We start from the raw sequence: 20584 nt of genomic DNA, 5'->3' as shown, positions 1-20584 counted from the left end.
CAGGCGGCGAAAAAGTGATCGCCGCCCGCCGTCAGGGCAATCAGAGACCGTTTCGAAATTCGCTCTGGCGAGTCATATGGTGGTGGTTTCGAGAACCGAAGCGCAGCGGACATTTGGTCCGTGAGCATCGGAAGCGCAGAAACCACCATCGATGGCCGCCGGAGTAGAATTTCGAAACGGTCTCTCAGACCTCGTGCAGGTAGAGGTGGTAGTCCAGCTCGCTCACCGTACGCGCGACGCGCAGATACTCCGACTGCTTGATCGCCACGAAGGTGCGATGCAGATCCTCGCCAAGCGCCTCTTTCAGGAAGCTCGAGGCCCGCGCCGCCTCGATCGCGGCGCGCCAGTCGACCGGCATGGTCGTGCGCGTGACAGCGGCTTCATAGCCATTCCCAGTGGTTTCAGGGCCGGGGTCGAGGCCTTCGTCCAGACCCTTGATGATGCCGGCCAGCACCGTTGCCGCGATCAGGTAGGGATTGGCGTCGACGCCCGACGGCCGGTGCTCGATGCGCCGGTTCTTGGCGTCGCCGGCCGGCACGCGCAGCGCCACCGAACGGTTGTTGACGCCCCAGGTCGGCGCCACCGGCGCATAGGACTGCGAGACGAAGCGCCGCCAGGAATTGGCGTGCGGCGCAAACACCAGCATCGATTCGGCCATGGTCTGGATCAGCCCGCCGAGCCCCTGCAGCAGCGGCAGCGACCAGCTTTCGCCGCCAGCCTCGGCAAAAACGTTGCGGCCGTTCTTGTCCTGCAACGAAACATGGAAATGCATGCCGGAGCCGGCGTATTTTTCGATCGGCTTGGCCATGAAGCAGGCGGTGACACCATGGCGGCGCGCCTGCGCCCGCACCAGCCGCTTCAACATGACGAGGTCGTCGGCCGCCCGCATGACATCCTTGCGATAGTTCAGCGTCAGCTCGTACTGGCCGGGCGCGTATTCGGAAATCACCGTTTCGGCCGGAATGCCTTGCGCCTTAGCCGCGGCATAGATGTCGGAAAACAGCGGCTCCATGCCGTGCAGATGGTCGACGGAATAGACTTCCGTCTTGGCCGAGCGGCGGCCGTCGAGCACGGCGTCCGCCGGCTTTACCTTGCCGTCGGCGTCACGCTCATTGGCAAGCAGGAAAAATTCGAGTTCGAAGGCGCCGGCGGGATAGAGGCCCTTGGCCGCCAAGATGTCGACCTGCCTGGCCAGCGCCAGCCGTGGGTCCGACGACATAGGCTGTCCCTCGAGATGGTACATCGCCATCAGCAACTGGCCGCGCGGCGGGTTCGTGCCGTAAAGCGGCACCAGCGTGCCGGGGATCGGCCATGCCCTGAGGTCGCCATCGCCGGTCGTCCAGATCAGCCCGGTTTCGTGAACATCCTCGCCGGTGATGTCGAGGCCGAGGATCGAGATCGGCATGTGGCGGCCGCCCTCGAAGATGCTTTTCAGCTCATGCCGGCGCACGATCTTGCCGCGGCCGACCCCGTTGGCGTCGGTCAAGACGATATCGAAGGCTTCGATTTCGGGATGGGCGTCGAGAAAGGCTTGCGCCTCGGCGGGCGTCGAGCCCGAAGGTGAAGTCATGATTAGTGTACTCGAGTTTGGCTTGGCAGCTTGTCTCATGCCGTCAGCCTTGCCGCAACCGTGGCGAAGGCGGTGATCAGCCGGTTGACCTGGGCGCCGGTGGTGGCCGGTGAGATCAGCATCATGTTGTGAAAGGGCGCGATCAGCACGCCCTGGTTGACCAGCGCGACATGGATAGCCGCCTCAAGCTCCGGCGCATGGGCAGTCTCGGCTTCGGCGCCGTTCCTGAGCGGGCCAGGGGCGCAGATGAACTCGACGCGGGCGCCGACGCGGGCGACATGCCAGGGCAGATTGTAGCGATCGATGACGCCGGTCAGCCCGGCATCGAGCCGCAGGGCGAGGCGATCCATCCGGGCATAATTCTCCTGCGTCATCACCTCTTCGAGCGTTGCGCGCATGGCTGCGAACTGCAGCGGGTTCGCCGACAGCGTCGTGCCCATGCCGGAATAGCCCGGCTCCTTGGTTCGGTTGTAGTCGGCATAGCGCGAGGCGACCTCGTCGCTCATGCCCCACACGCTTGCCGGCACGCCACCGGCGATCGGCTTGCCCAGCACGAAAAGGTCGGGCTGCAGCCCGAATTTTCTGGTGTAGCCGCCTGGGCCGGTCGAGATGGTGTGGGTCTCGTCGATCAGAAGCAGCGTTCCGGCCGCGCGCGTCAGTTTGCGCAAGGCGTCGTGAAAACCCGGATCGGGCAGCACCATGCAGGAATTGGTCAGCACCGGCTCAGCAATGACGCAGGCGACATCCTTGTCCTTGAGCGCTGCTTGCAGCGCGGCGACATCGTTGAATTCAATGACCTTCGCCGTCTTGGTCAGGTCGCGAAACTCACCCGCCAGCCCCGGCCGATTCACGGGCTTGCCGTCGACCATCCGGACCATCGTCTCGTCGACCGAGCCGTGATAGCAGCCGTTGAAGACCAGTATCTTTTCGCGGCCGGTGACGGCGCGGGCGACGCGCAGCGCGAAGCGGTTGGCGTCGGTGGCGGTGGTGGCGATCTGCCAGAACGGCAGACCGAAACGCTGAGTGAGCAGCGGCCCGATGGCCAGCGCATCTTCCGAAGGCAGCATATAGGTCAGGCCGCGCCCGGCCTGGCGGCGGATGGCGCGCGCCACCGGCGGCGGCGAATGGCCGAACATCGAGCCGGTGTCACCGAGGCAGAAATCGTCCAGCCTGTTGCCGTCGATATCCGTGATGGCGGCGCCCTTGGCGCTTTCGACCAGGATCGGGAATGGCGTCGGCCAGTCGTTCATCCAGTGCATCGGCACACCGCCGAAGAAGCCTGGCAGGCCGTTACCGACCTTGGCCTGCGATTTCGGCCGCGCCTTGCGGAAGGTGTTCGCCTCGCTTGTCCGCAATGCAGCGATGCGGTCACGGCTGATACCGCCAATGGACGCCTTTGAACTGTTCGTGCTGTGCATGAAATCCCTCTCGGCCGGCACACTACCCAATTGGCGACGGCAACCGCAATTGGCCGTGTTGGTGCGCTGCATTGGGTCAGCAGCAAGTTCGGCAGACTTGACCTTCCGGCGCAGTCGGGCGCCAATGCGATCGGGTCTGTGGTTTGGGGAGAAAAATGCGGACGATCATCTGCGCTATTGCGCTACTCTTGTCGGCCGCTGCGGCTTCCGCATCGGGCGGCGTCTGGTGTTCCGTCGATGACAAAGCGGTGCAATTCGAGGTCGGCGCCGGGGTCACCAGAGGTATGGGCGGCCCGACCTTCAATTTTCGCGGCGATCTCGAGATACTTGGCCGGCCGGAAGGCGACAGTCTGCGCAAGACCGTCTTCGAGGATTCCGACCTCACCCAGTACTGGCTGGACGACAAGGAGTTGCGGCTGAACGTCTACCACGAGCATCAGCTCGGAGATAAATTCAACTCTGTCGAACTGACGATCCTGACCAAGACCAGTGACGAGGGCGTCTATGACGGCCGGTACACGCTTGCCGTCTACGACAACGCCGCCGACACGGAACAGGACGGCAAGCCGAAAGAATTGACCGGCAAGGTGTCGTGCGGAGCCGAATAGGTCACGCCGAGATATCGATGACGCCGCAGTCGCCGGCGGCACTGCCGAAGGCGACCCGGCGCTCTTCCTTATCCCACATCATCGCGGTGATGGCGCCCTTGCCCGGGCGGCGCAACAGCACCTCTTTGGCATCGGTAAAGCGCACCGCCATGACCATGCCGTCATCATAGCCGACGGCGACGACATCCTGGCTCGGATGGCAGGCAACCGATGTCACCATGGCGTTGCCGCGCGTGCCGAGCTCCAGCGGCGCCTTGCCCATCGGGCCGTCCTTGCCCGAAAACGGCCAGACGATCGCCGCCGGCGCGCCGGAACTCGCCAGCCATTTGCCCTTCACGCTCCACGACAGGCTTTTGACCTTGCCGGGATAGCCGGTCATGCGCATGTGCTTGCCGTCGGCGAGCTTCCAGCCATGCAGCGCGTTTTCCTGCATGGTGGTGACGAGGAAGGCGCCATCCGGCGAGAAGGTGACGCCGGTATGGGCACCGGCCCATTCCAGCTCCACCGGCTTGCCGTCGGCGGCCGGGAAATGCAGCGTCGCGCCATTGTAGCGGGCGACGCCGAAGCGTATGCCCTTGGGGGAGAAGGCCAGCCCCTCGACCGAACGCGGATGGGCAAACTCTTTGGTCTTGCCGTCGGCAAAGCGCACGAACGCAGTCTTGCCTGTGGCATAGGCGATAGCGCCTTGCGGCCCGGCGGCGACGCTGGTGATCCACTTCTTGCCGGCGCTCGCCAATTCGCCGACGGTGCCACCTGCGGTGACAGCAAAAATCTTGCCGTCCTCGCCGCCGGTGATCAGGCGGTCGTTGGCGGCGTCATGGAACGTGGAGAGCAGGCCGTCATTGGCCTGAATTGTCTTGTGGCCGTTGTCGAGCCTATGAACTGTCCCATCGGCCAGCGCATAATGCGGCACGTTGTCGAGGAAGACGGCGGCAAGGCAGTGACCTTCCAGGTCGAGGGGAGCAACTGTGGGCATCAGGACCATTCCAATGAAGCTGTCACCACTCCCGGGAAGCCATTGAGGCGGCCAGGCCTGGCGTCAACCTTCCCCTTTGTGGGAGAAGGTGGATCGGCGCGCAGCGCCGAGACGGATGAGGGGTGTTGGACGGATCGCCGTCGGTGCCGAGCTGGAGCACCCCTCATCCGACCTCGCTTCGCGAGGCCACCTACTCCCACAAGGGGAGAAGGAAGAGCGGGCAGCGCTAGCGCCATAGAGTCCGGAAATCAAGCCGCCTGGCAGGCGTCAAAGCTCTTCTTCAGCCGTTCGGCGTCAAGCTCGCGGCCGATGAACACCAGCCGGCTCTCATGCTTTTCGCCGTCTTTCCAGGCGCGCTGGTGGTCGCCTTCGATGATCATGTGCACGCCCTGGATGACATAGCGCTCGTCGTCGCCCTTGAGCGCGATGATGCCTTTCAGCCGCAGGATGTTGGGACCTTCCATCTGAGTGATCTTCTCGATCCACGGGAAGAATTTCTTCGGGTCCATCTCGGCGCCGCGCAGCGACACCGACTGCACGGTCACGTCATGGATGTCGGAGGGATGCGCGTGATCGTGATGATGATGGTCGTGATCATGGTCGTGGTGATCGTGGTCGTGATCATGGTGGTCGTGATCATGATCGTGCGCCTCGAGAAAATGCGGATCGTTTTCCAATGCGCGCGACAGGTCGAAGGCGCCGCGGTCGAGCACTTCGGACAGCGCCACGCCGGCGCGCGTGGTGCGGTGAATCCTGGCCGCCGGGTTGATGGCGCGGATGGTCGCTTCGACCTTGGCCAGCTCTTCGGGCGTCACCAGGTCGGTCTTGTTCAGCACGACAACATCGGCAAACGCGATCTGGTCCTCGGCTTCCTTGGAATCCTTCAACCTGAGCGGCAGGTGCTTGGCGTCGACCAGGGCCACGACAGCGTCGAGTTTGGTCTTGGAGCGCACGTCGTCGTCCATGAAGAAGGTCTGCGCCACCGGCACAGGATCGGCGAGGCCGGTGGTCTCGACGACGATGGCGTCGAAGCGGCCGGGACGGCGCATCAGGCCTTCGACGACGCGGATCAGGTCGCCGCGCACCGTGCAGCAGACGCAGCCATTGTTCATTTCGTAGATTTCCTCGTCGGATTCCACGATCAAATCATTGTCGATGCCGATCTCGCCGAATTCATTGACGATGACGGCATAACGCTTGCCATGGTTTTCCGACAGGATGCGGTTGAGCAGCGTCGTCTTGCCGGCGCCGAGATAGCCGGTGAGAACGGTCACGGGGATTTGCGTCTGTGCTTCGCTCATATCTTGCCTCGAAATGGCTGGGCCACGGAATTGCGGGCCGCAAGAAGGGATTGTTGGCCTGATATAGGATGTGTGCCGGCCTTTTGCACGAGGCAAACCGCCTGGTGTTTGACCAGGATTGACGAAGCGGATGGGTAGACCCGAGAGGCCGAGTGCGAGGGATGCCGACCATCAACGTGTCGCTGGAAACGCCTCTTCGTTGACCTGTGCTAAGCCGCGCCGCGTCAAACCGTTGCAATCGCCTTGGCGGAAACTCGTTTGTCATCTAACTGAAATAAACATCTGGCATCACCATTTCGAGCACCACAAATGCTTGCCGGCAAAGCTGTTTCGAAAGCCGGAATCTTTTTGATCGTCGATTGCCAACCGGCCGGCTGCGTCTATGCTGCACGCACCGGTACGGCCGAAGAGGGATCACCATGGCCAAGGCGGACAAGACTGCAACGATGAGCCGGCTGCATTCGGCGGCAAGGCTGGCAAGGACCGCGCTGGCGGCGCGGCTTCTGGCGCACGGCTTCTATGCCGGCCAGGACCAGATCATGCTGACGCTCGACCGCGAGGACGGCCAGACGCCCGGCAATCTCGCCGGCCGCCTCGGCGTGCGCCCGCCGACCATCACCAAGACCATCAACCGGCTGCAGGCCCAGGGCTTTTTGGAAAAGCGCGCCTCTTCCGCGGATGCACGCCAGGCGCATATCTTTCTCACCGACACCGGCCGCGAGATCATCCACGCCATCGAGAAGTCGGTGAAGAAGACCGAGAAGCAGGCGTTGAAGGGCCTCGACAAGAAAGAACAGAAGACGCTGTTCAAGCTGCTCGCCCGCATCGAGGCCAATTTGTCGAACGAGGAGCTGGTGCTTGTCGACGACGATGGCGACATCGACGATTGATCTTCCTGACCTAGGCGGCTACCGAAGGCCCGCGCACCAGGGTCGACCAGCGGCCGGGCGTCAGGCCGAATGCTTTCTTGAAATGCCTGTTGAAATGGCTCTGGTCGCTGAAGCCGGCGCCAACGGCAATCTCGGCCAGCGGCTCGCCCACCTCGATCATCCGTCTTGCCTTTTGCAGCCGGCGCATCAGCAGGAACCGATGCGGGCTGGTGGAATAGGTCGCGCGAAAATGGCGTGACAGCGCATAGCGGTCGAGCCCGGTGACGGCTTCCAGCTCATCGGAACGAACGGACCGCTCGGCATTCTCCTCGAGATAGCCGCGCGCCAGCGCTGCCGCACGCGAGGCCGACTTCCCCATCGGCTTTGCTTTCTGTCCCGCATGACGCCCCAGATGCTGCGCCAGCTCCGCAACGAAATCGGCGACGAACAGCTCGTCCAGTTCCTCATCGAGCGGCGACAGGGCCGAAAGCAGCGTGCCACGCAAGGCAGGATCGCTGACCACAGCATCCCTGACGAAAGGCAGCGGCGCGCCGTCGAGGCAGTCGAGCAGCAGTGAGGGTTCCAGATAGAGGATCCGGTAGCGCAGACCATCCTCGGTCCCGGCGCCGCCATCGTGCACTTCGTCGGGATGCAGCACGATAACCTGGCCGGGCAGGCTGTGGTTGACAGTGCCCCTGTAGTGGAAGCGCTGCACACCGGAAAGCGTCACGCCGACGGCAAGCGTATCATGACGGTGCAGGTCGAAGGCGTTGCCATGGAAATGCGCCTCGATGCGCTCGATGCCAGCGGTAACAGGCGCCGAGACGATCCGGTCTTCATCCGCGCACGAACGTTCAAGACCCTGCGTCGCCTCACCTTCTAGATCGTGCGTCATCACCTATCCCTGCCCTTCATGGGCGTGCTCCGGAGTCCTCATTTTGGTGTTCGATACGAAATTTGCAATCGTGCTGCGGGACGATCTCGCCGTCTGGCAAAAGCTCAACGTCGCCGCCTTCCTGACCAGCGGCATCGTCGCGCAATTCCCCGCCATTATCGGCGAACCCTACCGCGACCGCGCCGGCAACCTTTATAATCCTCTGTCGATCCAGCCGGTCATCGTGCTTTCGGCCGATGGGCCGACGCTCAACTCCATCCACCGGAAGGCGCTGGAGCGGGGCGTGACGGGGTCAGCCTATGTCGAGGAGATGTTTGCCACCGGCTTCGATGCGGCCAACCGCGCGGTCTTCGCCGAGTTCGGGCCTGAGGACGCCAAGATCGTCGGCATCGCGCTGCGTGCCGACAAGAAACTCGTCGACAAGATCACCAAGGGCGCCCGCATGCACGCCTAATTCAGCAGGAAGCGTGTAACGGCGCTCATGAATTCAGTCGGCCGCTCGACGTTCAGCATATGGACGCCCGGAAGCAGTGTAAGCGTGGCGCCGGGGATGCTGGCTGCGATCGCCTCGCTGTGGCTTGCCAGCGTTACCTTGTCGTCTTCTCCACCGATCACCAGGGTGGGCGCGGTAATGAGGGAGACAGTCCGGCGCAGATCGCAATCGCGTACGGCGGCGAAGCATCCCGCGAGACCTTGGGGCGGCGTCGCCAGGACCATCGCGCGGAACGCGTCGACGGTTTCGTTTGGGCCGGCAAGCATCGAGGCGGGAAACCAGTTGTGCATGAACATGTCCGCGGTGGCCGACATGTTGCTCGCTGCAAGGACAGTCCTGATCTGCTCATCAAAGTAAGAAGCCGGCCCGAGATGCGGCGAGGTGTTGGAAAGGATGAGACGCTCGATGCGCTCCGAGGCATGGATACCCAGCCACTGCCCTACGAAGCCGCCCAGCGACAGCCCGCAGAAATGCACGCGGGCGATTTGAAGCGCATCCAGCAGCTCAAGGACGTCGCGGCCCAGCCGATCAAGCGAATAGGCTCCGGCCGGAGCATCGGAACTGCCGTGGCCGCGCAGATCATAGCGCAGCACCCGGAAAGATCCGGCAAGTTCCGCTAGCTGCCGGTCCCACATATGCAGGTTCGTCGCAATGGAATTCGAGAGCACAAGCACAGGGCCGGCCCCCGCCAGCTGATAGGCGATCCGGCAGCCGTCGCCCGTCGTAAAATAAAGCGTGTCAGTCATCTGGTCCTCATCTCACCCTGGCGAAAGGAGTTCCATGCTCCCGCCGCCCTTTGAATGAGCCACCCTAGGCCTCGTAATTATTCAGGAAAATTACTATGATTGGACGATCTCAGTAGTTTTTTACGATAATGAATGGTCTGAAACTCCACGACTTACGGTGCTTTGACGCCGTGGCAAGCGAGGGCAGCTTCCAGGCGGCCGCCCTTGCCTTGAACCGATCGCATCCATCCGTCTTCGCCGCTGTCGCACGCCTCGAGCAGTTGCTCGGGCTCACACTTCTCGACCGCAGCGGATATCGGGTGGGGCTGACGGAGGCGGGCCGCGAGTTTCACGCGCGAGCGCAGCTGACATTGCGCGAGCTCGACCATCTGCGAACCTATGCGGGCCAGTTGGCGAGCGGCGAGGAGACGGTCCTGCGTGTCGTCATGGGTGATCTCTGCCCGCGACCGCAAATCCTGCGTATGCTCAGCGGCTTCTTTGCCGAACGCACCGGGACACGCCTGCACCTGGAGTACGAGGCGGTCGGCGGTCCGCTCGAACGGTTGATGGAAGGCTCGGCTGACCTCATCTTCCATCGCGCGGATCCTTCCGATCCGCATCTCGAGCGGATCGATCTCTGCGCGGTGCCCCTCGTGCCGGTGGTGGCGCCTGGGTTCCTTCCGTTCGCGCCTGGCCGCGAGATTGCGCCGGAGCAGATGCGGCCCTTCACCCAGTGCGTGATCCGCGACACGGCGCGGCGGCCATCGCCGGAGAGCTATTTCCTCATCGACGGTGCGCATCAGTGCTCGGCGCCGGATCATCTGATGAAGAAGGAACTGATCCTTCACGGACTGGCCTGGGGCCATCTGCCGGCATGGCTGATCGAGGACGAACTGCGGGATAGGAGGCTGATCTCGATCGCTGGTGCACATCTGCCCGGCCGGACGGAGATCCTGGCGGCGGTGCGCCGGCGCGACCGACCGCATGGACCCGTCGCCGAGGCGTTGTGGCTTCATCTCCAGGCGCAAGTGGCATCCGACGAGGCGCTTTAGCCGGCATAGGATCGGCCCGCGCTGAGCCTGCGCGCGGCTCCTGTTGTGCCAGTCGCTTTTGGCTTGCCGGGCGCACGCGATTGCCGCAAAGGTTAAGCGTTGATCCTCCCTGCCCGGCCTGACATTTGAACGTTCCCGCAAGATCAGACGAAAGCGCAACGCCGCCCGCGGCGATGCTGTTCATCCTGTCCACCTATGTCTTTTTCACCTTTCTCGACACATCGAGCAAATATCTGGTGCTGGCCGGCGTCTCGGCGCTGATCGTCGCCTGGGCCCGCTTCACCGTCCATGTCCTGCTTGTCGGCGTCTTCCTGCGCGGCTGGCGCGAGCCGTCGCGCTTCCGCGCCAACAATTTGCCGGCCCACATCCTGCGCGGCGGTCTGCTGTTCGGCTCGACGATGTGCAACGTCATGGCGCTCAAAACGCTTCAACTGGCCGAGACCACCTCGATCTACTTCTTCGGGCCGATGGTGATCACCGCCCTTGCCGGACCGCTGCTTGGTGAATGGGCCGGCTGGCGGCGCTGGCTGGCAATCCTGTCGGGCTTTGTCGGCGTGCTCGTCATTACAAGGCCGGGCATCGGCGTGTTCGGCATCGGCCATCTTTTCGCGCTCGGCTCGATGCTGTCGAACAGTTTTTACGTCATCATGACGCGGCGGATGTCAGCCAGCGAAACCTCGGAAAGCCTGATCCTGTTTTCGGCGCTGGCGCCGGCCGTGCTGCTTCTGCCGATGCTGCCGTTCTCGCATGGGCTGCCGCAGGATGGCTGGCACTGGTTCATACTGGTGATGCTGGGCGTGTTCGGCGCCGGCGGCCACTGGCTGCTGGTGCAGGCCTACCGCCTGGCGACCACCACGGCGCTGGCGCCGTACCCCTATTCGCAGATGGTCTGGATGATCCTGTCCGGCTGGATCATCTTCCACCAGTTCCCCGACCGCTGGACGCTGGTGGGTGCTGCCATCATCGTCGCCAGCGGCCTTTACATCATCCATCGCGAGCACCGTTTGCGGCTGCGCAATCGCACGACCGTCGATGCCGAGGCGGAGGCGCTGGCGAAAAAACTTTGATTTGCTCCGAATCCGATGGCATAACGCCGCATTTAAAAAATTTAAAAAAACTCGGGGAGCGAAGGGCTGGCACAAAAGATCAAGCTTTCGACGATCGCGGATGCGCTTGGCGTGTCCACGGCCACTGTCTCCCTCGCCTTGCGCGACAGCCCGCTGGTCGCCGGCGCCACGCGTGACCGCATCAAGGAACATGCGCGGGCGATCGGGTATATCTACAACCGCCGCGCCGCCTCACTGCGCACCTCGCGCTCGGGCATTGTCGGCGTCGTCGTGCATGACATCATGAACCCGTTCTTCGCCGAGATCCTGCGCTCGATCGAGAGCGAACTCGATCGCAGCCGGCAGACCTTCATCCTGTCCAATCACTACGACCAGCTGGAAAAGCAACGCACCTTCATCGACACGCTGCTGCAGCTCGGCGCCGACGGCGTCATCATGTCCCCGGCCATCGGCACGCCGGCCTCCGACATCGTCATGGCCGAGGAAAACGGCCTGCCGGCGGTGCTGATCGCACGCAGCGTGGAAGGCGCCGACGTGCCGGTGTTTCGCGGCGACGATGCCTATGGCACGGCACTTGCCACCAATCATCTGATCTCGCTCGGGCACAAGCGCATCGCCATGATCGGCGGCACCGACCAGACCTCGACCGGGCGCGACCGCTACCAGGGCTATCTCAACGCCATGGAGGCCGCCGGGCTTGAGGTCAGGCCGTCCTGGCGCATCGCCGGGCCGCGCACCAAGCAGGGCGGATTCGAGGCGGCTGGACAGTTTCTGGCGCTTAAAGACAAGCCAACCGCCGCTTGCTGCTGGAATGATCTGGTCGCCATCGGCCTGATGAACGGCATTGCCCGCGCCGGCCTGGTGCCGGGCGCCGACATCTCGGTGACCGGCTATGACGATCTCGAGGAGGCGGCAATCGCGACACCGGCGCTCACCACAGTCTGGAATGGCCAGCGAGAGGTCGGCCGCCGTGCCGCCAGCGCGCTGCTCGACAAGCTGAACGGACAGGCGGTACGGCCGTCACAGGAACTGATCAAGCCGGAACTGCATGTGCGCCAGTCGACCGGCAAGCCGGTGGAGCGTGCATGACCAAGACTGATGCGTTGCAGACCGTCGCCGTTCTGGTGCCGGGACATTTCAACGACCATGCGGTCGAGCGCATCGACCGCACCTTCAAGCGGGTCAAGATAGAGCGCGCCGATCCCGCCCTGGTCACCGAGGAGATGCGCCATGACGTGCGCGCCATTGCGTCCTTTGCCGGCGTCAATGCGGCATTGATGGATGCATTGCCCAACCTCGAACTCATCGCCTCCTTCGGCGTCGGCTATGATTCGGTCGATGCCGGCCATGCGGCCAAGAAAAACATCATGGTCACCAACACCCCCGATGTTTTGACCGAGGAGGTCGCCGACACCACGATCGGCCTTTTGCTCAACACCGTGCGTGAACTTTACAACGCCGAGAAATGGCTGCGCGACGGCAGTTGGGTGAAGAAGGGCAACTATCCCCTGAGCCGGCTGACCTTGCGCGGTCGGCATGTCGGCATTTTCGGCATGGGCCGCATCGGCCTTGCCATTGCGCGCCGGCTGGAAGCGTTCGGGCTGCCGGTGGCCTACCACAACAGGCGCAAGGTCGAAGGTCTGGCTTATGAATACCACCCGACGCTGAAGGGCCTTGCCGAAGCGGTCGATACGCTGATTTCCGTAGTGCCGGGCGGCGCTTCCACGGAGAAGGCGGTCAATGCCGAAATCCTGGCGGCGCTTGGCGCCAACGGCGTTTTCGTCAACATCGGCCGTGGCAGCACGGTCGACGAGGCAGACCTCGCCGCAGCGCTTGCCAACGGCACCATCGCCGCGGCCGGGCTCGATGTTTTCGCCGATGAACCGAATGTGCCCAAGGCTTTGCTGGAGGCGCCCAACACCTCGCTTTTGCCCCATGTCGGTTCGGCCTCGCACCACACGCGCCGCGCCATGGCGGATCTGTGCGTCGACAATCTGGTATCCTGGTTCAGCGAGCGCCGGCCACTGACCCCGGTGCCGGAGACGGCGCAAGTCAAGCCACGAAGCTGAGCGGCTGTCTGCCACACTCGTTAACGTCGGCTTAACGCTTTGGAATCATTCTGCATCTGCGCCGGGGGGCGCGGAGTGCAAGATGACGAAACTTCCCGCATTGATTGCGGCAGCGGCACTTTTCGCCGGCTTTCAGCTGTTTCACGGCGGCAGCAGTGAAAGTTCGGCCAATGAAGCAAGGCCGGCAACCACCTTCAGGCTGGTCGCCAATGGCGACGAAGGCGACTGCGCGGTTAGCCGCGGCGCCGCGATTGACGATGGCCTGTCGCTGTTGACCGTGGCGCCGAACTGCCGCGGGTTGCTGCCGGGGATCGAGCGGGCAAAATTCTGGCGAGAGGGCGAGGACGGCACGATCGCGTTCAGCGCCGACGGCACCGACCCGATCGTCACCTTCTCGGTTGCGGATGGCGACGGCTACGAATCCTACGCTCCGGCCACGCCGCTGCTTTCGCTGGCGACAACCGGCGAACGGGATCAATCCGCCGGCAATTGATCGTCGGGATTTATTCCGCCGCCGCCCGCGCGCCGGCCTTCGCCGCCGCATGCAGCCGCACCGCATCGCCGAAGGCGCGGAAGATCTTGGCCGAGTTGTTGTCCGACTTGACCCAGTATTCGGGGTGCCATTGCACGCCGACGGCGAAGGCGCGGGCGTCCTTCACCGAAACTGCCTCCACCGTGCCGTCGCCGGCAACCGCCTCGACCTGCAGCTTCGAGCCGAGCCGGTCGATGCCTTGGCGGTGCAGCGAGTTGACCTTGATGTCGCCGGCGCCAAACACGCCGGCCAGGCAGCTGCCCGGCTTGATCGAAATGGTCTGGTGAATGGCGAAGCGTTCGTCCTGGTTGTCGCTCACCGGCGCGCGATGGTCGAGCGAGCCTTCGCGCTCCTGGATCTCGGTGCCAAGCGTGCCGCCCAGCGCAACGTTCAACTCCTGGATGCCGCGGCAGATGGCAAGCAGCGGCACGCCGCGCTCGATCGCCTTGCGGATTAGCGGCAGCGTGGTGGAATCGCGCGCCGGGTCGTAGGGGCCGTTGGCTTCGCTGGCGTCGCCGCCATAGAGCGATGGATGCACGTTGGACTTCGAGCCAGTGACCATGACACCGTCGACCGAAGACAACAGCTCGTCGAAGTCGAGCCGGTCACCGAATGACGGCACCAAAAGCGGGAACACGCCGGCGCCGGAAAGTGCTGCCTCGATATATTGCTGCGGGACGGCATGCCAGGTGTAGTTGTCGAACTGACGGACGTCGGTTGATATGGCGACGAGCGGCTGGTGCATTTTGGGTCCGGATTCCATTTGGCGCGAAGCGAATAGCTATTGTGCCTGCAAAATAGGCGATCCGAAGGCGCTTTTCCATGGCAAGTTTCGCCATCTCGCATGGGCCACGCGGCGAACGTTAGACTATAGTTGCAGGCTGGCCGGCCGGCCCGCGGATTTGTCGCCAGCGCCGCCGTCAAATCCCGCCACCATGCTGGACTCGACCTTTTGCCCGTGTATTGTTTCGGGCAAATCGATACCGGACGTGAGGAGATGTCCCTGATATCGGTTGTTGGTCCAATAGGGAGGAACTGCATGGATCGTCGTTCATTCATCCGCAAGGCCGGGGTCACCGGCGTGGGCGCAGCGGCGGCTGCCGCTACGCTAGCCGCACCGGCAATCGCCCAGTCCAATCCGAAAGTGACGTGGCGGTTGGCGTCATCCTTTCCCAAGTCACTCGATACGATCTATGGCGGCGCCGAAGTCTTCTCCAAGATGCTGTCTGAGGCGACGGACGGCAATTTCCAGGTCCAGGTCTTCGCCTCCGGCGAACTCGTGCCCGGCCTGCAGGCCGCCGACGCCACCACTGCCGGCACCGTCGAGGCCTGCCACACGGTGTCATACTATTATTGGGGCAAGGACCCGACATGGGCGCTCGGTGCGGCGGTGCCGTTCTCGCTCAACGCGCGCGGCATGAACGCCTGGCACTATCATGGCGGCGGCATCGACCTGTTCAACGAGTTTCTTGCCACGCAGGGTCTTTTCGGCCTGCCCGGCGGCAACACCGGCGTGCAGATGGGCGGCTGGTTCCGCAAGGAGATCAACACCGTCGCCGACCTGTCCGGCCTCAAGATGCGCATCGGCGGCTTTGCCGGCAAAGTGGTGCAGAAGCTCGGCGTCGTGCCGCAGCAGATCGCCGGTGGCGACATCTATCCGGCGCTGGAAAAAGGCACGATCGACGCCGCCGAATGGGTCGGCCCCTATGACGACGAGAAGCTCGGCTTCTACAAGGTCGCGCCCTACTACTATTATCCCGGCTGGTGGGAAGGCGGCCCGACCGTCCATCTCTTGTTCAACAAGGCCAAGTACGAGGAGCTGTCGCCCGCCTACAAGTCGCTTGTGCACACCGCCGCGCAGGCGGCGGACGCCAACATGCTGCAGAAATACGATTTTCTCAATCCTGCGGCGGTGAAGCGGCTGGTGGCCGGCGGCGCGAAATTGCGCCCGTTCAGCCAGGACATCATGGCCGCCTGTTTCGAGAAGGCCAATGAGGTCTACACCGAAATGGAAGCCACCAACGCACCGTTCAAGAAGATCTGGGACTCGATCAAGGGCTTCCGCAAGGAGCACTATCTGTGGGCGCAGGTGGCCGAGTACAATTACGACACCTTCATGATGGTCCAGCAGCGCAACGGCAAACTGTAGGCTGGGATCTGTCCCTTCTCCCCGTCACTATACGGGGAGAAGGTCCCGGCAGGTGGATGAGGGGCGGCGCAAACTTCGGCGATCGATCGCCTTGGGCTTGGTAGCCGCCCCGAAATTATAGCTTATTTTTCCGAGCGTTGACGCTACCCCTCACCTGCCTGCCGGCATCCTGTCCCCGTATAGTGACGGGGAGAGGGGCGCGGTCATCGCCGTTTCGCCAATCGCCAACGCCGCAGGATTGAGGCTGCCCTTCATTCCATGCCCGGCACCACCAACACCTTGACCTCGCCGGGCGCTGCCGGATTGGCGATCACCGAGGCGGCTTCCTCCAGGCCGACCTGCCTTGAGATGAGCTTGTCGATCTCGATTGCGCCGGACGCGACAAGGTCCGCCGCCCGCCTGTGGGTGAAGGGGTTGATGAACGAGCCGAGAACCTTCAGTTCGCGAAACAGGATGTCGAACGGTTCGAAGGGCACTTTCACGCCTTGCGGCATCACGCCGACGATCACCACCGAGCCGCCGGACTTCGCCAGCCGCATCGATTGTTCGACGGTATCGGGGACACCGGCGCATTCGAGCACCACGTCGGCCCCGCCGGGCACAAGGCCGGTTGGGCCGGCGATCGCCTCGATCGGGTCGACCGCGTTTGGGTCGACCGTCGCCGTTGCACCGAGCTCTTCGGCGAGCGCACGGCGGGAGGCCTGCCGCGTCGACAGGATGATGGTCGCCGCTCCTGCGAGCCTCGCCAATTGCACGGTAAGCAGGCCGATGACGCCGCCACCAAGCACCACCACGGCAGCGCCGGGTCTGATTCCGGCGAGGTCGACAGCGTGCAGGCAGCAGGCCAGCGGCTCGCAGAAGGCGCCATGCGTTGGCTTGAGGTTCGCAGGCAGAAGAAAGGCCTGGCTCTGCGGCATCACGACGTAGTCGGCGAAGCCGCCGTCGCGATGGATGCCGATGGCCCTGAGATTGCTGCACAGATTGACGCGGCCGGCTCGGCAATGACTGCAGCGTCCGCAGAAGATGTTGGGATCGCCGGTAACACGGTCACCGATGGCGATGCCGGAAACCGCATCGCCGACAGCCTCCACGATGCCGCAGAATTCGTGACCAAGCGTCACCGGCGGGCTCGAAGGGAATTCGCCGTGGAGGAGGTGACGGTCGGTGCCGCAAACGCCGCAGGCTTCGACGCGCACCAGAACGTCCTGCGGTCCCGCAACAGGCTTGTCGACCTCCCGTAGCGCAATGCTGCCCACGGCTTCCAGGCGCACGGCTCTCATGACATCCTCACTCAGGTTCTCAGTGTTCACACATCAGTTGAAGTTCGGCGGCTGCGACAGGTCGGTCGCCGGCGCCGCCGGCTTGGCGGGCGGCGTCTCGCCGAAATTCGGCGGCTGCGAGAGATCGTTCGACGGTGGCGCCGCGGGTGATGGGCCACCGTTGGCTGGTGGTGGTGTGCCGAGAGGCGCAAGGCCTGGCATATCAGGCAAGTTGATCTCGATCGTTCCCGGATCGACGGCCGCACCCTTGTAGCGCATGACCATTTGCGGGAAGGCGATGGTCAGCCCGATCATGATCACCTGGATGCAGACGAAGGGCACGGCGCCCCAATAGATCTGGCCGGTGGTCACCGGCGCGATCTGCTTGCCGGTGAGGCGATCGAGATAGGGCACGCGCGCGGCGACAGAGCGCAGGTAGAACAGCGCAAAGCCGAAAGGCGGGTGCATGAAGCTTGTCTGCATGTTGACGCCGAGCAGCACGCCGAACCAGATCAGGTCGATGCCGAGCTTATCGGCAGCCGGCGCCAAGAGCGGTACGATGATGAAGGCGAGCTCGAAGAAGTCGAGGAAGAAGGCGAGCACGAAGACCAGGATGTTGACGCCGATCAGGAAGCCGACTTCGCCGCCCGGCAGCGACGTCAACAAATGCTCGACCCAGACGTGGCCGTTGACGCCGTAGAAGGTCAGCGAGAACACCCGCGCGCCGATCAGGATGAACAGCACGAAGGAGGAAAGCCTGGTGGTCGACGCGAGCGCCTGTTTGATGACATCCAGCGACAACCGCCCCTTCATTGCCGCCATCGCCAGGGCGCCAACCGCGCCCATGGCGCCGCCCTCCGTCGGGGTGGCGATGCCGAGGAAGATGGTGCCCAGCACCAGGAAGATCAGCGCCAGAGGCGGGATCAAAACGATGATCACCTGCTGCGCCAACCTGGACATCATGTTGATGTTCAGGCCCTTGTCGGCGATCGCCACGATATAGATCAGGATCACCCCGATGCTGGCGCCAAGGATATCGGCATTGTCGCCATGCGCCGGCGCAAGGTAGCGATAGGCCGCATAGGAAGCCGCGACTGCCACCAGCAGTGCCGCGAGCAGCGACAGCACGCCGTGGCCAAGCGTGCGGGCCGCCAGCGGCAACGCCGGCATCGAGTTCGGCCGGACGATCGACATGATCAGGATGTAGAGCGTGTAAAGGCCGGTCAGCACCAGGCCGGGGATCAGCGCGCCGGCATACATGTCGCCGACCGAACGGCCGAGCTGGTCGGCCAGAACGATCAGCACCAGCGACGGCGGGATGATCTGGGCGAGTGTGCCGGATGCCGCGATGACGCCCGACGCCAGTCGTCGGTCATAGCCGTAGCGCAGCATGATCGGCAGCGAGATCAGGCCCATGGCGATGACCGAAGCCGCGACCACGCCCGTGGTCGCGGCAAGCAGCGCGCCGACGAAAATCACCGCATAGGCAAGGCCGCCGCGAACCGGGCCGAACAGCTGGCCGATCGTGTCGAGCAGGTCCTCGGCCATGCCCGATCGTTCCAGCACGATGCCCATGAAGGTGAAGAACGGGATTGCCAAGAGCGTGTCGTTCGACATCACCCGGCTGCCGTAGAAATTGTCGGGCAGCGCATGCAGCAGCGGCCACGCCAGGTTGATCGAGCCGCCCGAATAGGGCGACAGCACGACACCGATGAAGAAGAACATCAGGCCGTTTGCGGCGAGTGAAAAAGCGACGGGATAGCCGATCAGCAGGAAGATGATCAGCGAAGCGAACATGATCGGCGCCATGTTCTGGGCGATGAACTCGATCATGGGCGCGCCTCCTGGGCGAGCGCCTTGGCCTCTTCAGCAAGGGCTTTAGCCTCGAGCTCGGCCTGTTCGTGCACCGAGATGAACGGATTGGGATCGTCCATGTCGCCGCGCATGATGGCGATCTTCTTGATGATCTCGGAGATGCCTTGCAGCGCCAGCAGGAAGAAGCCGACGAGCAGGATTGCCTTGGCCGGCCAGATGATCAGGCCGCCGGAATTGTTCGACATTTCGCCGCTGCGGAACGACAGCGACACGTAGGGGACAAAATAGATCACCATCAGCGTCACGAACGGCATCAGGAAGAAGACATGACCGAGCAGGTCGATCCAGTGCTGCACGCGGCGCGACCACATGCCGTAGACGATGTCGATGCGGATATGGTCGTTCTGTTTCAGCGTGTAGGCGGCGGCCAGCATGAAGGCGGCGCCGAACAGGTACCACTGCAGTTCCAGCCAGGCATTCGACGAGACGTCGAAGACCTTGCGGATGATGGCATTGGCGGCGCTGACCAGGATTGCCAGCAGGATCAGCCACGATATCCACCGGCCGATGAACTCGTTCATACGGTCGATCGTTCTGGATAGAGCGAGCAGCCCTGCCATGCATTTCCTCCCTGAGGTCGAAGGCGCGCCGGCTCCCCTATTTTCCGTCGCGCCGCTGTGGCCCAACGGTATGCCGTGCGTGGTTCGGCGGGTCAACATGGCATGGGCGCGATCAACGCCGTCGTGACGGGAGGCAGGGGATAAGTGCCGACCGGCTGCTGCGTCATGCAACCAAAGTCTGACAGCGGATGCGGCGATCAGGCGATCTTCTGCTGGTCGCGGCCGGGACCGATCAGCACAAGTGCCGCGACCAGGAACAGATACATCCAGCCATCGCGCCATTCGATCGGGAAATAGCCGGCCCATAGCGACTCCGTCATGCCGAAGGCGGCCGCACCGAGCGCGGCCCGAGGCGGAGAGAGATAGCCGCCCACCGCCGTCACGAACAGGATTTTCAGCCCGTAGACGAGGCCGGAGCCGAAGCTGACATTGCCGTAGTAAAGGGCGGCCATGATTCCGGCCAGCGCGGCGCAGAAACCGCCGAACAGCACCGCATGCCGGAACACTGCGCGCACGTCCACGCCGCACATGGCAGCCGCTTTGGGGTCGTCGGAGACGGCGCGCCAACGGCGACCGAAGCCCGAGCGGGCAAACGCCCATGCAGCGAGCATGATGGCCGCCAGAACCACCGCGCAATCGATGAGCTGGATCAGCGTCAGCGTCGCCTGGAAGCCGGCATCCTGAGCGAAGACAATGGGTTGCGCCAGCATCGGCGGCAGCCACCAATCATGCGTGTCGGCGGCGATACGGCTTGCTTCCGACAGCACCAGCAGGATGCCGAGCGTCGTCACCACAATGGCATTGGGCGTGCGGTCGGCCAGCGGTTCGAAGACGCTGCGCGACAGCACGTGGCCGATCAGCGCGGCATAAAGGAAAGCCGTGACGACGCCGAGCACCACTGCCGCCAGCAAGGTCAGCCACAATACCTGATAGCCGAAGGCCACGGTCAGGATCATCGTCTGGCCGCAAAAGGCGAACAGCGCGCCATAGGCGAGATTGGTCCGGTGCAGGATGCCGTTGGTCAGCACGTAGCCGAAGGCAAGCAGCGCATAGAGCGCGCCGGAATGCAGCCCGTTCAGCACCTGCTGGAAGAAATAGAGCATGGACAGCTTTCAGGGCATGTCGCCCAAAAGTGCAAAGCGGTTTTGGGGCAACGACTTGCCTCA

The 20584-nt window shown here is 63.5% G+C and carries 20 protein-coding genes; 9 read left to right on the top strand and 11 right to left on the bottom strand.

The window, feature by feature from the left end; genetic code table 11:
• Positions 1-184: 184 nt before the first annotated feature.
• Both NKK52_RS27255 and NKK52_RS27250 read right to left on the bottom strand, forming a co-directional pair.
• A complete protein-coding gene (locus NKK52_RS27255) occupies positions 185-1570 on the bottom strand; it encodes a glutamine synthetase family protein (RefSeq protein WP_023683505.1) in 1386 nt (461 codons plus the stop codon).
• Positions 1571-1605: 35 nt separating this feature from the next.
• Complete coding sequence (locus NKK52_RS27250; RefSeq protein WP_023683506.1) at positions 1606-2988, bottom strand: aspartate aminotransferase family protein; 1383 nt, start codon at positions 2986-2988, stop codon at positions 1606-1608.
• Between the two features lie 155 nt (positions 2989-3143).
• Between NKK52_RS27250 and NKK52_RS27245 the strand changes: the two genes are divergently transcribed.
• Positions 3144-3596, top strand: coding sequence for a hypothetical protein (locus NKK52_RS27245; protein WP_023683507.1), 453 nt, complete (start codon positions 3144-3146; stop codon positions 3594-3596).
• Position 3597: 1 nt separating this feature from the next.
• Here NKK52_RS27245 and NKK52_RS27240 read toward each other — a convergent pair whose 3' ends face one another.
• Both NKK52_RS27240 and NKK52_RS27235 read right to left on the bottom strand, forming a co-directional pair.
• A complete protein-coding gene (locus tag NKK52_RS27240; RefSeq protein ID WP_023683508.1) occupies positions 3598-4572 on the bottom strand; it encodes a WD40 repeat domain-containing protein in 975 nt (324 codons plus the stop codon).
• 248 nt (positions 4573-4820) lie between these two features.
• The gene (locus NKK52_RS27235; protein ID WP_023683509.1) at positions 4821-5873 is read right to left on the bottom strand and encodes a CobW family GTP-binding protein; all 1053 of its coding nucleotides are present in this window, start codon (positions 5871-5873) and stop codon (positions 4821-4823) included.
• A gap of 419 nt (positions 5874-6292) precedes the next feature.
• Here NKK52_RS27235 and NKK52_RS27230 point away from each other — a divergent pair, with 419 nt between their 5' ends.
• Positions 6293-6763 (top strand): MarR family winged helix-turn-helix transcriptional regulator, encoded by a 471-nt coding sequence (locus NKK52_RS27230; RefSeq protein ID WP_023671361.1) that lies wholly within the window; start codon positions 6293-6295, stop codon positions 6761-6763.
• Positions 6764-6773: 10 nt separating this feature from the next.
• Here the strand turns inward: NKK52_RS27230 and NKK52_RS27225 are convergent, their stop codons facing one another.
• Positions 6774-7637 (bottom strand): AraC family transcriptional regulator, encoded by an 864-nt coding sequence (locus NKK52_RS27225; RefSeq protein ID WP_023683510.1) that lies wholly within the window; start codon positions 7635-7637, stop codon positions 6774-6776.
• A 46-nt stretch (positions 7638-7683) separates the two neighbouring features.
• Between NKK52_RS27225 and NKK52_RS27220 the strand changes: the two genes are divergently transcribed.
• Positions 7684-8091 carry a DUF2000 family protein gene (locus tag NKK52_RS27220; protein WP_023683511.1) on the top strand — a complete coding sequence of 136 codons (408 nt, stop codon included), beginning with the start codon at positions 7684-7686 and terminating at the stop codon, positions 8089-8091.
• Here NKK52_RS27220 and NKK52_RS27215 read toward each other — a convergent pair.
• Positions 8088-8876 (bottom strand): alpha/beta fold hydrolase, encoded by a 789-nt coding sequence (locus NKK52_RS27215; protein WP_023683512.1) that lies wholly within the window; start codon positions 8874-8876, stop codon positions 8088-8090. The two genes, NKK52_RS27220 and NKK52_RS27215, sit on opposite strands and share 4 nt — an antisense overlap.
• A gap of 128 nt (positions 8877-9004) precedes the next feature.
• Between NKK52_RS27215 and NKK52_RS27210 the strand changes: the two genes are divergently transcribed.
• The 5 genes from NKK52_RS27210 to NKK52_RS27190 all read left to right on the top strand — a co-directional run bounded on the left by NKK52_RS27210 (position 9005) and on the right by NKK52_RS27190 (position 13536).
• Positions 9005-9907: a LysR family transcriptional regulator gene (locus tag NKK52_RS27210; protein ID WP_023671357.1), complete on the top strand. Its 903-nt coding sequence runs from the start codon at positions 9005-9007 to the stop codon at positions 9905-9907.
• Positions 9908-10080: 173 nt separating this feature from the next.
• A complete protein-coding gene (locus tag NKK52_RS27205) occupies positions 10081-10974 on the top strand; it encodes a DMT family transporter (RefSeq protein WP_198031502.1) in 894 nt (297 codons plus the stop codon).
• 66 nt (positions 10975-11040) lie between these two features.
• Complete coding sequence (locus NKK52_RS27200) at positions 11041-12063, top strand: LacI family DNA-binding transcriptional regulator (protein ID WP_023671355.1); 1023 nt, start codon at positions 11041-11043, stop codon at positions 12061-12063.
• On the top strand, positions 12060-13043 hold the full coding sequence (locus tag NKK52_RS27195; protein ID WP_023671354.1) for a 2-hydroxyacid dehydrogenase: 984 nt from the start codon (positions 12060-12062) through the stop codon (positions 13041-13043). The genes NKK52_RS27200 and NKK52_RS27195 overlap by 4 nt, the downstream gene beginning before the upstream one ends.
• Positions 13044-13125: 82 nt before the next feature.
• A complete protein-coding gene (locus NKK52_RS27190; RefSeq protein ID WP_023683514.1) occupies positions 13126-13536 on the top strand; it encodes a hypothetical protein in 411 nt (136 codons plus the stop codon).
• A gap of 10 nt (positions 13537-13546) precedes the next feature.
• Here the strand turns inward: NKK52_RS27190 and NKK52_RS27185 are convergent, their stop codons facing one another.
• Entirely contained in the window at positions 13547-14320 is a 774-nt protein-coding gene (locus NKK52_RS27185; RefSeq protein ID WP_023671352.1) for a gamma-glutamyl-gamma-aminobutyrate hydrolase family protein, read from the bottom strand.
• A 294-nt stretch (positions 14321-14614) separates the two neighbouring features.
• On the opposite strand from NKK52_RS27185, the gene NKK52_RS27180 reads away from it, so the two are divergent.
• A complete protein-coding gene (locus NKK52_RS27180) occupies positions 14615-15724 on the top strand; it encodes a TRAP transporter substrate-binding protein (RefSeq protein ID WP_023671351.1) in 1110 nt (369 codons plus the stop codon).
• Positions 15725-15975: 251 nt separating this feature from the next.
• Here the strand turns inward: NKK52_RS27180 and NKK52_RS27175 are convergent, their stop codons facing one another.
• The 4 genes from NKK52_RS27175 to NKK52_RS27160 all read right to left on the bottom strand — a co-directional run bounded on the left by NKK52_RS27175 (position 15976) and on the right by NKK52_RS27160 (position 20521).
• Positions 15976-17004, bottom strand: a complete 1029-nt coding sequence (locus NKK52_RS27175) for a zinc-dependent alcohol dehydrogenase family protein (protein ID WP_023683515.1) — start codon at positions 17002-17004, stop codon at positions 15976-15978.
• A gap of 33 nt (positions 17005-17037) precedes the next feature.
• Positions 17038-18816: a TRAP transporter large permease gene (locus NKK52_RS27170; RefSeq protein ID WP_023683516.1), complete on the bottom strand. Its 1779-nt coding sequence runs from the start codon at positions 18814-18816 to the stop codon at positions 17038-17040.
• Entirely contained in the window at positions 18813-19418 is a 606-nt protein-coding gene (locus NKK52_RS27165; RefSeq protein WP_023683517.1) for a TRAP transporter small permease subunit, read from the bottom strand. The genes NKK52_RS27170 and NKK52_RS27165 overlap by 4 nt, the downstream gene beginning before the upstream one ends.
• 197 nt (positions 19419-19615) lie before the next feature.
• Positions 19616-20521, bottom strand: coding sequence for a branched-chain amino acid ABC transporter permease (locus tag NKK52_RS27160; protein WP_023683518.1), 906 nt, complete (start codon positions 20519-20521; stop codon positions 19616-19618).
• Positions 20522-20584: the final 63 nt, after the last annotated feature.

The sequence above is a fragment of the Mesorhizobium sp. C277A genome (genome assembly GCF_040324395.1).
Taxonomy (GTDB): Bacteria; Pseudomonadota; Alphaproteobacteria; order Rhizobiales; family Rhizobiaceae; genus Mesorhizobium.
The sequence above is the reverse complement of the archived record's forward strand: the minus strand, read 5'-3'. Positions and strand labels throughout refer to the sequence as shown.

Coding starts and splice junctions, on each gene's coding strand:
- NKK52_RS27255 (WP_023683505.1), bottom strand. CDS start 1,570: ATGACTTCACCTTCGGGCTCGACGCCCGCCGAGGCGCAAGCCTTTCTC.
- NKK52_RS27250 (WP_023683506.1), bottom strand. CDS start 2,988: ATGCACAGCACGAACAGTTCAAAGGCGTCCATTGGCGGTATCAGCCGT.
- NKK52_RS27245 (WP_023683507.1), top strand. CDS start 3,144: ATGCGGACGATCATCTGCGCTATTGCGCTACTCTTGTCGGCCGCTGCG.
- NKK52_RS27240 (WP_023683508.1), bottom strand. CDS start 4,572: ATGCCCACAGTTGCTCCCCTCGACCTGGAAGGTCACTGCCTTGCCGCC.
- NKK52_RS27235 (WP_023683509.1), bottom strand. CDS start 5,873: ATGAGCGAAGCACAGACGCAAATCCCCGTGACCGTTCTCACCGGCTAT.
- NKK52_RS27230 (WP_023671361.1), top strand. CDS start 6,293: ATGGCCAAGGCGGACAAGACTGCAACGATGAGCCGGCTGCATTCGGCG.
- NKK52_RS27225 (WP_023683510.1), bottom strand. CDS start 7,637: ATGACGCACGATCTAGAAGGTGAGGCGACGCAGGGTCTTGAACGTTCG.
- NKK52_RS27215 (WP_023683512.1), bottom strand. CDS start 8,876: ATGACTGACACGCTTTATTTTACGACGGGCGACGGCTGCCGGATCGCC.
- NKK52_RS27210 (WP_023671357.1), top strand. CDS start 9,005: ATGAATGGTCTGAAACTCCACGACTTACGGTGCTTTGACGCCGTGGCA.
- NKK52_RS27205 (WP_198031502.1), top strand. CDS start 10,081: ATGCTGTTCATCCTGTCCACCTATGTCTTTTTCACCTTTCTCGACACA.
- NKK52_RS27195 (WP_023671354.1), top strand. CDS start 12,060: ATGACCAAGACTGATGCGTTGCAGACCGTCGCCGTTCTGGTGCCGGGA.
- NKK52_RS27190 (WP_023683514.1), top strand. CDS start 13,126: ATGACGAAACTTCCCGCATTGATTGCGGCAGCGGCACTTTTCGCCGGC.
- NKK52_RS27185 (WP_023671352.1), bottom strand. CDS start 14,320: ATGCACCAGCCGCTCGTCGCCATATCAACCGACGTCCGTCAGTTCGAC.
- NKK52_RS27180 (WP_023671351.1), top strand. CDS start 14,615: ATGGATCGTCGTTCATTCATCCGCAAGGCCGGGGTCACCGGCGTGGGC.
- NKK52_RS27175 (WP_023683515.1), bottom strand. CDS start 17,004: ATGAGAGCCGTGCGCCTGGAAGCCGTGGGCAGCATTGCGCTACGGGAG.
- NKK52_RS27170 (WP_023683516.1), bottom strand. CDS start 18,816: ATGATCGAGTTCATCGCCCAGAACATGGCGCCGATCATGTTCGCTTCG.
- NKK52_RS27165 (WP_023683517.1), bottom strand. CDS start 19,418: ATGGCAGGGCTGCTCGCTCTATCCAGAACGATCGACCGTATGAACGAG.
- NKK52_RS27160 (WP_023683518.1), bottom strand. CDS start 20,521: ATGCTCTATTTCTTCCAGCAGGTGCTGAACGGGCTGCATTCCGGCGCG.